This window comes from Paenibacillus sp. J31R30, assembly GCF_059692115.1.
In genome coordinates, this window is record NZ_JCAUAV010000001.1 from 746,784 (window position 1) to 759,049 (window position 12,266).

Sequence of the window (12,266 nt, forward strand, 5' to 3'; positions counted from 1 at the left end):
TAAGCGCTACACAAACTAGTTCATTGGGGGAAATAGGATGAAGAAGACATTAGTAGCCACAACGTCGATTTGCTTGTTAGCAACGTTACTTGCAGCGTGCGGATCGGAATCAACAAAAACAACAGCTAGCCCATCACCAGAAGCGAAGGCAACAGCAGCAGCAACTGCTGCGGCAGCGACGGAAGCTCCAAAAGCAGCGAATCCGAACGATGATATTAAAGGCAAAATCGTGTTCGCAACGAATCGTACGGACTTGATTGATACGAAGTTGAAAGAATATAAAGAAGCGTTCAAGAAAAAATACCCGAACGCCGACGTGGAATTTGAAGCGCTGAAGGATTATGAAGCCGCTATCAAATTACGCTTGGCCACGGCAGAAGTGCCGGACGTTGTTTTGATTCCGAACATTCCAAATACACAGCTTCCTGATTATTTTGCTCCGTTGGATGATCTCGGTCTGAACGATAAAATCCGCTTTAAAGACTACAAAACAGCGAATGGCGGCACGTATGGTCTCGTAACAGGCGGTTCCACAACTGGTATTGTGTATAACAAGAAGGCGTTTGCAGATGCAGGCATCACAGCGCTTCCGAAAACGTTGGATGAATTCTACGCAGCATCCGAGAAGCTGAAAGCAAAGGGAATTGTGCCACTTGCAACCAACTATAAGGACAAATGGCCGCTCTACACATGGCAGCACGTAGCTGTAGCGATGTCCGGCAATCCGAACTTCTGGAATGATCGTATCAAGCAAGAGAATGCTTTTGACCCGAATGGTGCGTTCGCGAAATCCCTAGGTATCCTCAAAACGATGATCAGCAAAGGCTATGCGGAGAAAGATATCAATTCCACGAACTGGGAGCAATCGAAGAAAGATGTAGCGTCTGGGAAAATGGCGATGTACTTATTGCCGAACTGGGTGATTCCACAAGTTATTGAAAATGGTACAGTAAGCGCAAACGTTGGCTTCTTCCCAATGCCTTTCGATAACTCAGGGAAGTTGACTACGCTAATGACACCTGACTATTTCTATGCGGTAAGCAAGAACAGCAAAAACCTCAAAACAGCCAAAGCTTTTGTCAAATGGCTCATTGAGGATTCCGGGTATGATGATTTCGCTGGCTTCATTCCATCCTTGAAGGATAAGAAGTCCTCCGTTACACAATTGTCTGATTTCCTAGCTACGAAAGACCTGAACTTCGTTGAAATCGCAGCTGATAACAGCGACGCAATGGCGATTCAAAACAAAGCGCAAATCGATTTGAACGATATCGCTCAAGAAGTTGCAGTGACCGACGTTGCCAAAGTATTCGATAAATATAACAAGAAATGGGTAGAAGCGAAAAAAGCGCTCGGGAAATAATAACGTACCGTAAGAGGGCTGAATGAGACCTTGAGAGCATTCAGCCTCTCTTTTCAAATTAAAGAGCAATGAGGTATGGAGATGAGCTACCAACAACAAAAAATCACTTTGATCGTATCCTTCCTAATCGTCCCCCTTGTGCTGCTGCTGACGTTCACCTACTATCCGGCTATGAGGCTTATTTATTTAAGCTTCACGTCATGGGATGGACTAACACCGGTTAAAACATGGGTTGGGTTTCATAATTACCGAGAAATCATGGGAAATCTAGAAGTATTTTATATCTTCCTTCATAACGTTGCCTACTTCGTAGGCGGCATTTTGCAAAATGTGGTTGCCTTTTTCTTTGCTGTCCTGTTAAACAGTAAGCTCAAGGGGCGCAACGTGTTTCGAACGGTGCTATTCTTGCCTTACATTATGAATGGGGTCGCTGTAGCGTTCATGTTTGGTTATGTTTTTGATACGAATATGGGTTCATTGAATTATTTCTTAAGTCTATTAGGTGTAGAGCCAATTTCCTGGTTAGGTAAGCCTGGTCTCGTCAACGTCTCATTAGCTTCAATCAGCGCATGGAAGTTTATGGGTTTTAACATGGTCGTCTACTTAGGGGCGCTGCAGTCACTGCCGGAAGATCTCTATGAAGCAGCTAAAATCGACGGCGCACGTAGATTACAAGTGCTTCGCTACATTACATTACCTGGTATGAGGAAAATTATCGAGCTTAATCTGTTTCTGACTGTAATTGGGGCTTTGGAGGTATTTGATCTCCCCTTCGTTCTGACCAAAGGCGGCCCTTTGGCGGCAAGTAAAACGTATGTTCAGCAAACAGTGGAGACCGCGTTTCAATATAATAATTTCGGACTCGCATCAGCGATGAGCGTTCTGCTTATGATCGTTGTTATTGCCGTAGTATCCGCACAACGTAGAATTGTTGGAGGAAAGGAGGAGTAACCCATGAAACCAAGACCGATCACATCGACAGTGAAATACACGCTTTTGTCGTTAGCCAGCTTGATCATCTTCTTTCCCTTGTACATTTTATGTGTAAATGCATTTAAGGGAAGTAAGGAATACGGCACGTCCAGCGCGTTTTCACTGCCGAACTCCTTTCTTAATTTTGATAACTTCCAGCTTGTATTTGAGCGTGGGAATCTGGGGCAGGCTTTTCTCAACACAACAATCGTGATTGGTTTATCCTTGCTGGGGAACATCGTTATGGGGACTATGGTGGCCTATGTACTCGGGCGGTTTAAATTCCCAGGTCGCTTCCTCATTCTCGGTCTATACACGGGTGCAGCAATTATTCCAGTGATTACGACGCAGGTGGCGATTTTCTCAATTATCAAATGGTTGGGATTATTCAATACCCATTTCGCCCCAGTGCTCTTGTACATTGGTGCTGATGTGGTCCAAATTTACATTCTTCTTCAGTTTATTCGGAACATCCCTTATGAGCTTGATGAAAATGCGATGATTGAGGGGTTATCCTTGTATGGCATTTTCTATCGCATCATTATACCATTGCTTACACCAGCCATCTCAACGGTGATTATTCTTAAAACAATTTCGATTTATAACGATATGTATACGCCATATTTGTATATGCCCTCGCAGAAGCTCGGTGTAGTCTCGACCACATTAATGAAATTCACAGGCACGAATAGTGCCGAATGGCAGTTGATCTGTGCAGCCATTCTTATCATTTTACTGCCAACCGTCGTGCTGTACTTGTTCCTGCAACGGTATATTTTCTCCGGAATTACGAATGGTTCGGTGAAATAACATGCTAGCAGGACACCTCTAGGCTAGAGTCGAAATAGTAACCCACGGCCCTTGTTAGGAGCCATGGGTTTTCTTGGCTTTTTTAAAAAGAAAGGGCTTACATTCCTGTGAAAGAGCTGGGGGGAACTTCTTGTGCTAAGCGATATATGGCATTGGATTGTGAGGTTGTCACTAACTAAAAAGCTGATAACAGTTTTTGTTATTTTAATCACGGTGCCGATTGTAACGATTTCAATGATTTCCTATTCGAGTTATTCCAAGTCAATTGAAAAGAACACGGCTCTCTATGTGAATCAGATTTCGCAGAAAATTTTGGAGCGGGTAGACCAGTACGTATCGGATATTAAGCGAGTTACGGGCAGTCAAATTTACATGCAGGATATTCAGGAGTCCTTAGCTAATCAGGCGAAAACGGTGGAAGAAAATAATCGTCTCCAGAACTTTGTTAAAGGCTTGAACAGTCTGAAGAATGATACGGAGTCTGTGTACATTTTCGATAATTATGGCAATATGTACGACAGTACGAAAAATGATACGATTCGGGAGAATATCCGGCAGCAGGCCGTGGATTTACGCGAACAAGTGCGCAATGCGCAAGGTTCCTCTATTGTGATCTCCACGCAGAAAATAAGGGTAGGTCAAACGGACAAATATTACTTTTCCATTGCCCGTGAGCTGAAAAACACGAATTCGCTGGAAGGCATCGGGATGATCATATTCGATTCTCGCATTCAGGTTATCGCTGACGCGGTGCGCGAGCTTGATGAGGTAACCAAAGGCCGAACGATGGTGATCGACGATCAGAATACAGTCATTTATGATAGCGAGCAGAGATGGATTTCGACGAATGTTGCGAATAATGAGCTCGTTCAGAAAGCGGTTGGCGCGCAAGGCAGTTTTAAGGTGACGCTGGAAGGCAAATCGTATTTAACCTCCTATACGACCTCAGAAGTGACGGGCTGGAAGCAAATCGTTCTCATCCCGGTGGATCATTTAACAGAGGAAACGAGAGTGACACGGGATTTCACGATGATTCTCGTTTTATTATCGATAACAGCAGCTTTAGTTACATCTGCCATTATTGCGATTGCTTTGACAAGGCCGTTAAGGACTCTAATGAGGACGATGAAGCAGGTCAATAAGGAGAATTTGAACGTCCAAATACCGGTGAAATACTCGGACGAGTTTGGCATATTGGCGAAGCATTTTAATAATATGATTAGAAGAATTAACGAGCTGGTGGAAGAAGTCTATCAGACGCAAAATCGCAAACGAGAGGCTGAACTCAGGTCGCTGCAGCATCAAATTAACCCCCATTTTATCTATAACACGCTGGAAGTGATTCGTATGACGGCGGAGGTCAAGCGCGATTATGAGATTTCGGAAATGACCTATAATTTGGGTGAGTTGCTGAGGTACGGCATTTTGCGGGGGACGGATCAAGTTACGATTCATAAAGAATTCGATCATTTGGAGAAATATGTGGCGCTGCAAAACTTTCGATTCTCCAAAGACATTCAGCTAGTATTGAACATCAATGAGGCGCATCTGACCTACCCCGTTATTAAACTATTATTTCAACCGATTGTGGAAAATGCGATACTGCATGGTTTTGAAATGAGAGAAGAGAATTGCCTCATCACCATCACTTCTTATGAAGAAAAGCAGGCGATCTACTTTACGGTTCAGGATAATGGGTGCGGAATGGATGAGGCGCAGCTGAAAATTATTCGAAATGCATTGCTAGGCGTACAGCAAGAGAATCGATCCAACATCGGCATTGCCAATGTGAATGAGCGAATTATTTTGCAATATGGTGCCCCGTTTGGCTTGCAAGTCAGCAGTGAAGTCGAGGTCGGCACAACCGTTACGATTGTACTACCTGTTCTGGAAGCTTGGAAGGAGAGTGCCTAAGTTGCAAATGAAAATGTTAATCGTCGATGATGAACAGCGCATTCGGCTTGGTCTTCAGGCTATGGTTGAAGGGATGGATTTGCCGATTGAGATTATAGGCTTGTGTGCGAACGGCATTCAAGCGATGGATAAAATGAGCGGATGGGAAGCGGACGATTGCAAGGTGCTTCTAACCGATATCAAAATGCCAATGATGGACGGCATGAAGCTTATAGAACGAACAAGAGCGGATTATCCGGATGCTCATATTATTCTACTAAGCGGATTTAATGAATTCGAGTATGCGCGTCAAGCGATTCGGTTTGGGGTAGAAGAGTATTTGTCGAAGCCAGTGAACAAGAAGGAGCTGTTTCAAGTATTGAAGCGAGTGGCGGAGAGTTTACCGCTGTCCGATTCCTCTGAGAAGGATGCTGGTGATCCCTTGCCTATCGAGCCTAAGGAGCATAAGAGACAGATCATTGCCGACGTCATTCGCATACTGGAAGCGGATCTTAATCAGGCCTTCGATTTGAATGAGCTGTCAACGAAAGCAGGCTTGAATCCAAGTTATTTATGTAAATTGTTTAAAAAGGAAACGAACAAGACCATCACGGACTATGTAACGGATTTGCGGATTGAGAAAGCGAAGCATATTTTGGAAGATCATCCCGATGTGAAAATGTATGAGGTGGGCTCATTAGTTGGCTATTCGGATCCCGTTTATTTTACCAAGCTATTCAAAAAGTCAGTCGGCAAGACGCCGAAGGAATATCAGGCTGGTCAGTGTGCTTTTGGCAACCATAATGCCTGTTTAGACTAAAGATTTCTTCAGCATGTTGCAGTAAAGTAAAGGTATGAAACGTATCTGAGGGGGTTGTTCGTATGAGCCAACAAGAGATTCAAATACCTGAAGCTAATGCTTTGCTGCAAGATGTGATTACAGATGAGCAAGCGCAATTTTTCTTGGACAATGGCTTTCTCGTCATTCGGAATGTTGTGGTTGGAGAGGAGCTTCGGCTCTTGCAGGAGCAAACGATGAAGGACGTAGAAATCGGAATGGCTGGAAGCGATGATGACGATTATAAGTATCGCGTGAGGAAGAACGGCGAACGCAAGTATTGGCGGACGGAGTATATTATCGATAAGCAAGAGGCGAATAAAGCCCTGCTTGCGCATCCGTTCATCTTGCGATCTGTCGCGAAGATTCAAGGGGTTAACTTCATTCCAACCTGGGATTCCTTAGTTGTAAAAATCCCTAATCAAGCGGCCAGCGTGCCTTGGCATCGCGATGCTTTGATGCCTGAGGGCTGTACAGATCCGCGGCCGATCTTCAACGTTGATTTCTATTTGGATGAGGCAGATCTGAAGTCATGCTTGTGGGTGATTCCTGGAAGCAACCATTGGGCTGCTGAGGATGCAGAGGAGCGCTGTGCGCGACCAGGCTTTGATTTCAGGGATGCGGTCCCTGTGCCGATGAATCCTGGCGATGTGATTTTTCACAACATTCAGCTGCTGCACGGCTCTCCTGAGGGGGATGGCAATGCGCTTCGCCGAACCGTGTATTACGAATTCCGTCCAGGTGAGATCGAAGCGGAATTTGGCCCGCATACGCTGGAGTATCTAGCCTTGAAGCAGCATATGCTTGTGGATTGCATTGAAAAGCGCGGGGAAGCTGCTTATACGTCGGGTGAAACGCCATATGCGTATCAGCCGAATGGGGCTTTCGCGTTAGGCGCGAAGATGGCGCCGAAGACGTATCGGTATGCGCATGATGATTATTGGCGGGGTTAGCGGTCAGGAATAGATCAAATTCGCACAAAACTGGGTTAAGCTTTGCCCAGTTTTTTTCTTGAACATACGTCCGAATGTATGGACATCGGAGTAGCCGACGCGATCCGCAATTTCACTGAAAGAGAGGCTGCTGTGAATGGCCAGCTCCTTCGCTTTGTTGATGCGGATCCAAGTCAAATACTGCATAGGCGACATCCCGACATGCTGGCGGAATAAGGTAAGTATATAGTTCTTGCTGAGGCCGGATACGTCCTCCAGCTCTTTGATTTGAATCTCCCGATTGTAGTGCTCGGTGAGATAGTTTTTAATGAGGACGAGCTTCGGCATGGTAAGCGCGTCTGTTTTGGTGCGGGTTGCGCCAGATTCGATGGCTTGTGCGGCTTCAGCCAGAATGCGCATAAGCAAGCTCTGGCAATGCATCTGATGCACAAGACCGGGCTGGCGGTAATGCGAAACAAGCTGCGACAGCATCGTCTCAACCGGGTGATCCGCGAAATTGCCGAGGAGATGCTTATGCTTGAAAAGCTCCTCATAGGGAAACGCGGAAGTGCCAAAATGGAAGACCAATGAAATACACACATAAGGACTGTGGTCCGCCTTAATGATGGAGTGACGCTCGTTGGGACGATGAAACAAGAGATCGCCGCGGTGCGTCTCGTACGGTTGATCACCAACCGGGTAGTGAGCGAAGCCATCCACCACATATTGCAGGATGAACTGTGTCATTTCTCGATTGCGGATTGCCCAGCCCTGCGGGGCGTGGAACATATGTGCCAACGTGATATAGGGAGGGAAATGGTAGTCCTGAAGCATTCCAATCGTTTCTACAGGCTGCAGCGTACTGAGGTTGGAAGCCATAATGATCAGCACCTTTCTATATGCTCCATTGTAGCATGAAGGTGTGAAGTTTGTAGAGTGCCTTTGGCAACTAGGGAGGGGTGTCGACGGTTTCATAAAGGTAAAAGGTACCTATCGCCACTATCCCCTTCGCTCAGGTCAGCAAGAGTTGATCCATATTCTGAGTCAATGGGATAATGCTCATAAGCTATGGCGCTAAAGGCCATCGCAACAAAAAACTTCAGCCCCATCAGGGCTGAAGCTCCTTAAATCCTTATTCCGTTACCTTCTGCATCTTGCCTGGATTGTTAATCTTATAAGGCACCGGATGCTTGCTCAGCTTCTTGGCTACGATTTTGCACTCGAACGTGACGGTGTCGCCAATCGCGAGATCAAGCTTCTTGAGCGTTGCGCTGTGGCTCGACCACGCGGTGCCGACTTCGATAGCTGGCTCCAGAATCGAAACAGCTTCATAGATGATGACTTCATCATCGGTGTCCGAGAAGTTATTCGGCACGGTCGTAAACTCAGTAACCGTCGCCTTCATTTTCACTTTCTCTTCAGGAAGCTCCAATTTAGTGGCTTTTTCTTTTTTTGTTTTTTCCTTAGCAGGCGCTTTCTCAGCAGGAGCAGCCTGTCCATCTTCAGCTACAGCATTAACCTTAGCGGCTTTCGCTGGTTTAGCTGGCTTCTCTTCCGGCTCGGCAGTCTCAAACTCGTCCGCTAATGCAGCATCTTCCGCTAACACAGCTCCACGCGGGCTATAGTTCGCCGCTTGCATTTCCTTCAAATAGGACGGATGAATGCAGTGCAGCTGCTTCGTATCCAATTCAATCACAGCCGTCATGGGATCCACTAGGCCAACAATATTGCAAGCCACATTAAGACTATTACCTTTATAGAAAAAGGCCTTCGCTTTTACTGCTTTTTCAGATACTAAACCCCATTCTTTACATTGCTCGATCAGCTCAGACTCTTCATCAAAACGAGTAAACGCAGCTGGTTGAATGGCGAACGCGTAGTCCATATGTAATCAACCTTTCTATTCTATGTAGTGGGAAGTTCTACTTCTCTTCTTCCTCAGTTATCTTTATTTTCATCCTCATCAAGCTCTACATCGAGATCTTCTTCATCTTCCAAATCTTCTTCTTCCTCTAAGCGGAAATCGTCGGTTTTTTCCCCGTCTTCCCAAATTTCCACGAAAAGTGCATCACAATTTTCAAAATCAGCCGGCTTAAACGCTAGCGCTTTTTCCTCGTCGGGACCGACATAAACATTCTCGAGTGTTTCCCCATCAAAAGAGAGGATGACATAAATTTTCATAGTTAAAGATGCCTCCATTAAGGTGATAAGCAATATTATACCATACCGAGCGAAATGTTCGCATGAAGAGCGATTGAACTTTCATATACATCTATATAGCCTGTATTACCGGATCGAAAAAAGGCTCGTTCAGGATCCGCCCACAGTAGGAAGTGAAGGAGGAGTTCTAGGGATGGCGTTGCTAGTCATATGTGTACTCGGGTGTCTGTCTGGTTTCATGATTTTTAGGAGACATGGAATACCACACAGCATGGATCAAGCTCTGAATGATGTTAAGCTGTCTATTATTATTCCGGCTAGGAATGAAGCGGACAATCTCCCCATCCTGCTGCATTCGCTTAAAATTCAAACCTTAGAGCCTTATGAGATTATAGTCGTCGATGATTTTTCGGATGACCATACGAGGGAAATCGCCGAAAGCTTCGGGGTTAAAGTGATCTCCAATCCTAAGCTGCCTGACGGGTGGACGGGCAAAAACTGGGCGGTATGGAACGGCTATTCCCATGCGACTGGGGATCTCATTGCTTTCTTGGATGCAGATATTCGATTTGCTCCGCGGGCTTTAGAATGTTTAGTGAAGGTGCGGAATAAATTAGGAGGGGTGCTATCCATTGTACCCTACCATTACACGGAGAATTTGAGAGAGAGATTGGCGCTTATCTTCAACGTTCTCGGCGTATTTGCGTTTACTTCTCCTTTTGAAAAAAATAATACACAGAAGGGCCTGTATGGGTCCTGTATTTTAACGACTAGAGCAGATTACGAATCGATCAAAGGCCACGAAAGCATCAAATCGGAAATGCTGGACGATCTGAATCTCGGTGCTACTTATGCGAGGGCAGGCATCCCAGTGAACAATTTTATCGGGTATGGACTGGTCTCTTTTCGGATGTATCCTCAGGGGCTAAAAAGCCAGATCCAAGGCTTCGGCAAAGGCGCAGTCCTAGGCACGTCTAAGCTCAAAGCAGGTACTCTTACGCTTACTGCTATTTGGGCCATTGGGCTGGTCCTCTCAGCAGCTTTCCCATTTTTCCTAGATACTTCTTGGGGCGTTCCGCTACTTATCGGCTACCTCATTTACATGGCACAGCTCTTTTATTTTGTAAAATACGTTGGTATTTTTGGCATTGTCACGCCTGTTTTGCACATGGTGTCAACGTTATTTTTCATCCTGGTCATGCTGTACTCGATGTATCAGGTCGTATTTCTAGGGCATGTAGCCTGGAAAGGGCGGCAAGTTAAAGTAGGAAGCAGGCGAGAGCAATGATCATCATCGGATGGACGATTTGTGCTTTTGTATCGGGTGCGCTCATGTTTAGCTATTGGCTAGGTCGGTTGGCTCGGAAAAACCTGAAGACAGTGGGAGACGGCAATCCAGGTGCCCTCAATTTATGGAAAGCAGCGGGTTATCGGCTCGGGATTGTCGGGGTGTTGCTCGATTTTATCAAAGGGTATCTCATCATTCGATTGGCTGTGGAAGCAGGCGGGATGTCAGGCTATGCGTTGATTCCTATTGCATTGGCACCGATCTTAGGACACGCGTTCACCCCATTTTTACGTGGAAAAGGGGGCAAAGCCATCGCCGTCACTTTCGGCGTCTGGAGCGGGTTGACACAGTTTGAGGTGTCACTTGCGTTAGCTGTCATTTTGGCCATTATGCTTGGCTTAATGAAGGTTATAAACAAATGGAAGCCGATTTCGTCGGAGGCAGATGGTCAGCAGGTCGTGATCGGCATGCTGCTTTTGGGCGTTTATCTCTATGTGAGGGATGCCGCCGCTGTGCTGCTCTGGGTGTGGTTGGGGAACACGCTCCTGATCATGCTGAAGCATCGCAAAGAGTTGTCTTCCTTCCTGCATAGAAAGAACACACAAAAAGAAGAATCCCAGCAATTATGATGCAGTGACTCCCAACGCGCGCGGATCCTCGTGGTGTGTTGTGTTACCGCGCCGTATGGCGGATGTCAAACCCATCTTTATTTGAAAGATGGAGAAGGAAGTTTGTTTTGCCAAGGATCATGGTACATGATTTTAAGCGCGAAGCACACGCCACTAGCTCCTTTTTGTTGGAGCTGGCGGCGTTTTTACTTTTTTTGGCGGTTTACACGTGGCGACCATGACAAAAGGAGTAGTATAAGTCGAAAAAATCGATTTACGCGAGGCGAGAATGGCAATAGGAGAGGAGTAAGTCGGTGAAACCGACTATCTCGATCTCGCCAGAGGCAATCTACGCATACATACGCGCCACCTCCTTGGGAAAAACTAGGGCATATACGCGAAAGGAGTGCCTAGGCTCATGGAGGATCATCTTACACGCAAAGAAGAACGCCTAAACACAGTCAGCCATGGGATTGGCGTGTGTTTAAGCGTCTATGGGCTCATTTTGCTGTTGCAGCGATCTGCGCTTTTTGAAGATTGGTTATACACGGCTAGTAATGTTGTTTTCGGCGCTTCGCTTTGCTTAGTGTATGTGTCCTCGACACTCCTGCATGGCGTACGCTCACCCAAGTGGGGGAGACGATTCGAACGCTTGGATCATGCAGCGATATTCATCGCGATGGCAGGTTCATACACGCCGTTCCTGCTCATAACCATTCAAAGCCGATTATCGATTGAGGTTCTCATCGTGATCTGGGCGCTAGCCTTCGGCGGTGTACGATATGTGCATCTCATCATTCAGCGATTTATGCCCTGGGGGCTACTGTTTTATTTGGGTATGGGCGCTTTCATGACGCTCTTCATCGTTCCCTTATATGTGGCACTTCCCCACATGGCGTTTGCTTGGCTCGGGCTCGGGTTAGTGAGCTATCTCATGGGTGTCCCTTTTTTCCTCTGGCGAAAATTACGCTACCATCATACCATCTGGCATCTGTTTGTTCTGGCTGGGAGTGCCTGCCATTTTATCGCTGTGTATAGCTACGTGATGCCCGCGCTTCTATGAGCACTACATGTAACTTGTGCTTGATAACAAGCTCATAGGCACTTTTTGCCTGTTCAAATTCAACTGTCGATTGAGAATCGTAACATCCTTCGCGCTAGGAGAGGGACGGTTTCTATAATAACGTATGGGGTAGTTGCTGTCCCATAATGGCGTTCGTTCTTTTAAATCCTGCGGGTAGGTCATCGGGTCGCCTCTCATCTAGCAACTTGAATCTAGATGGATAATAATACCTTAATTTTGTGCTAGTACGGATTAAGATTGTTTATTTAATGTCGAAAGCATCATTCATATAATAAAAGCATGGTTCACTCATTCCTAAGATACCAAGGAGGCAGAGAC

Annotated in this window: 12 protein-coding genes; 9 read left to right on the forward strand and 3 right to left on the reverse strand. The window is 46.0% G+C overall.

The annotated features are described in order from the left end of the window. The first annotated feature begins 37 nt into the window (after positions 1-37). The 6 genes from AC58QO_RS02465 to AC58QO_RS02490 all read left to right on the forward strand — a co-directional run bounded on the left by AC58QO_RS02465 (position 38) and on the right by AC58QO_RS02490 (position 6,829). Positions 38-1,363, forward strand: coding sequence for an ABC transporter substrate-binding protein (locus AC58QO_RS02465; protein WP_497249850.1), 1,326 nt, complete (start codon positions 38-40; stop codon positions 1,361-1,363). Positions 1,364-1,444: 81 nt separating this feature from the next. After that, on the forward strand, positions 1,445-2,314 hold the full coding sequence (locus AC58QO_RS02470; RefSeq protein ID WP_497263721.1) for a carbohydrate ABC transporter permease: 870 nt from the start codon (positions 1,445-1,447) through the stop codon (positions 2,312-2,314). A gap of 3 nt (positions 2,315-2,317) precedes the next feature. Next, positions 2,318-3,145, forward strand: coding sequence for a carbohydrate ABC transporter permease (locus AC58QO_RS02475; RefSeq protein ID WP_497263722.1), 828 nt, complete (start codon positions 2,318-2,320; stop codon positions 3,143-3,145). 132 nt (positions 3,146-3,277) lie between these two features. Next, positions 3,278-5,059: a sensor histidine kinase gene (locus AC58QO_RS02480; protein WP_497263723.1), complete on the forward strand. Its 1,782-nt coding sequence runs from the start codon at positions 3,278-3,280 to the stop codon at positions 5,057-5,059. A gap of 7 nt (positions 5,060-5,066) precedes the next feature. Continuing rightward, a complete protein-coding gene (locus AC58QO_RS02485; RefSeq protein ID WP_497264371.1) occupies positions 5,067-5,858 on the forward strand; it encodes a response regulator transcription factor in 792 nt (263 codons plus the stop codon). A gap of 62 nt (positions 5,859-5,920) precedes the next feature. Then, complete coding sequence (locus AC58QO_RS02490) at positions 5,921-6,829, forward strand: phytanoyl-CoA dioxygenase family protein (protein WP_497263724.1); 909 nt, start codon at positions 5,921-5,923, stop codon at positions 6,827-6,829. A gap of 3 nt (positions 6,830-6,832) precedes the next feature. Here AC58QO_RS02490 and AC58QO_RS02495 read toward each other — a convergent pair whose 3' ends face one another. The 3 genes from AC58QO_RS02495 to AC58QO_RS02505 form a co-directional block, all read right to left on the reverse strand. Continuing rightward, on the reverse strand, positions 6,833-7,687 hold the full coding sequence (locus tag AC58QO_RS02495) for a helix-turn-helix transcriptional regulator (RefSeq protein ID WP_497263725.1): 855 nt from the start codon (positions 7,685-7,687) through the stop codon (positions 6,833-6,835). A 253-nt stretch (positions 7,688-7,940) separates the two neighbouring features. After that, entirely contained in the window at positions 7,941-8,693 is a 753-nt protein-coding gene (locus AC58QO_RS02500; protein WP_497263726.1) for a hypothetical protein, read from the reverse strand. 53 nt (positions 8,694-8,746) lie between these two features. Next, positions 8,747-8,989, reverse strand: a complete 243-nt coding sequence (locus tag AC58QO_RS02505; protein ID WP_497263727.1) for a hypothetical protein — start codon at positions 8,987-8,989, stop codon at positions 8,747-8,749. A 250-nt stretch (positions 8,990-9,239) separates the two neighbouring features. Here AC58QO_RS02505 and AC58QO_RS02510 point away from each other — a divergent pair, with 250 nt between their 5' ends. The 3 genes from AC58QO_RS02510 (at position 9,240) to trhA (ending at position 11,927) form a co-directional block, all read left to right on the forward strand. After that, entirely contained in the window at positions 9,240-10,256 is a 1,017-nt protein-coding gene (locus tag AC58QO_RS02510; RefSeq protein ID WP_497263728.1) for a glycosyltransferase, read from the forward strand. Beyond that, positions 10,253-10,885 (forward strand): glycerol-3-phosphate acyltransferase, encoded by a 633-nt coding sequence (locus AC58QO_RS02515; protein WP_497263729.1) that lies wholly within the window; start codon positions 10,253-10,255, stop codon positions 10,883-10,885. The genes AC58QO_RS02510 and AC58QO_RS02515 overlap by 4 nt, the downstream gene beginning before the upstream one ends. A gap of 397 nt (positions 10,886-11,282) precedes the next feature. Beyond that, on the forward strand, positions 11,283-11,927 hold the full coding sequence (trhA, locus tag AC58QO_RS02520; RefSeq protein ID WP_497263730.1) for a PAQR family membrane homeostasis protein TrhA: 645 nt from the start codon (positions 11,283-11,285) through the stop codon (positions 11,925-11,927). Positions 11,928-12,266 lie beyond the last annotated feature (339 nt).

Coding starts and splice junctions, on each gene's coding strand:
- AC58QO_RS02470 (WP_497263721.1), top strand. CDS start 1,445: ATGAGCTACCAACAACAAAAAATCACTTTGATCGTATCCTTCCTAATC.
- AC58QO_RS02465 (WP_497249850.1), top strand. CDS start 38: ATGAAGAAGACATTAGTAGCCACAACGTCGATTTGCTTGTTAGCAACG.
- AC58QO_RS02490 (WP_497263724.1), top strand. CDS start 5,921: ATGAGCCAACAAGAGATTCAAATACCTGAAGCTAATGCTTTGCTGCAA.
- trhA (WP_497263730.1), top strand. CDS start 11,283: ATGGAGGATCATCTTACACGCAAAGAAGAACGCCTAAACACAGTCAGC.
- AC58QO_RS02485 (WP_497264371.1), top strand. CDS start 5,067: ATGAAAATGTTAATCGTCGATGATGAACAGCGCATTCGGCTTGGTCTT.
- AC58QO_RS02495 (WP_497263725.1), bottom strand. CDS start 7,687: ATGGCTTCCAACCTCAGTACGCTGCAGCCTGTAGAAACGATTGGAATG.
- AC58QO_RS02510 (WP_497263728.1), top strand. CDS start 9,240: ATGGATCAAGCTCTGAATGATGTTAAGCTGTCTATTATTATTCCGGCT.
- AC58QO_RS02505 (WP_497263727.1), bottom strand. CDS start 8,989: ATGAAAATTTATGTCATCCTCTCTTTTGATGGGGAAACACTCGAGAAT.
- AC58QO_RS02475 (WP_497263722.1), top strand. CDS start 2,318: ATGAAACCAAGACCGATCACATCGACAGTGAAATACACGCTTTTGTCG.
- AC58QO_RS02515 (WP_497263729.1), top strand. CDS start 10,253: ATGATCATCATCGGATGGACGATTTGTGCTTTTGTATCGGGTGCGCTC.
- AC58QO_RS02500 (WP_497263726.1), bottom strand. CDS start 8,693: ATGGACTACGCGTTCGCCATTCAACCAGCTGCGTTTACTCGTTTTGAT.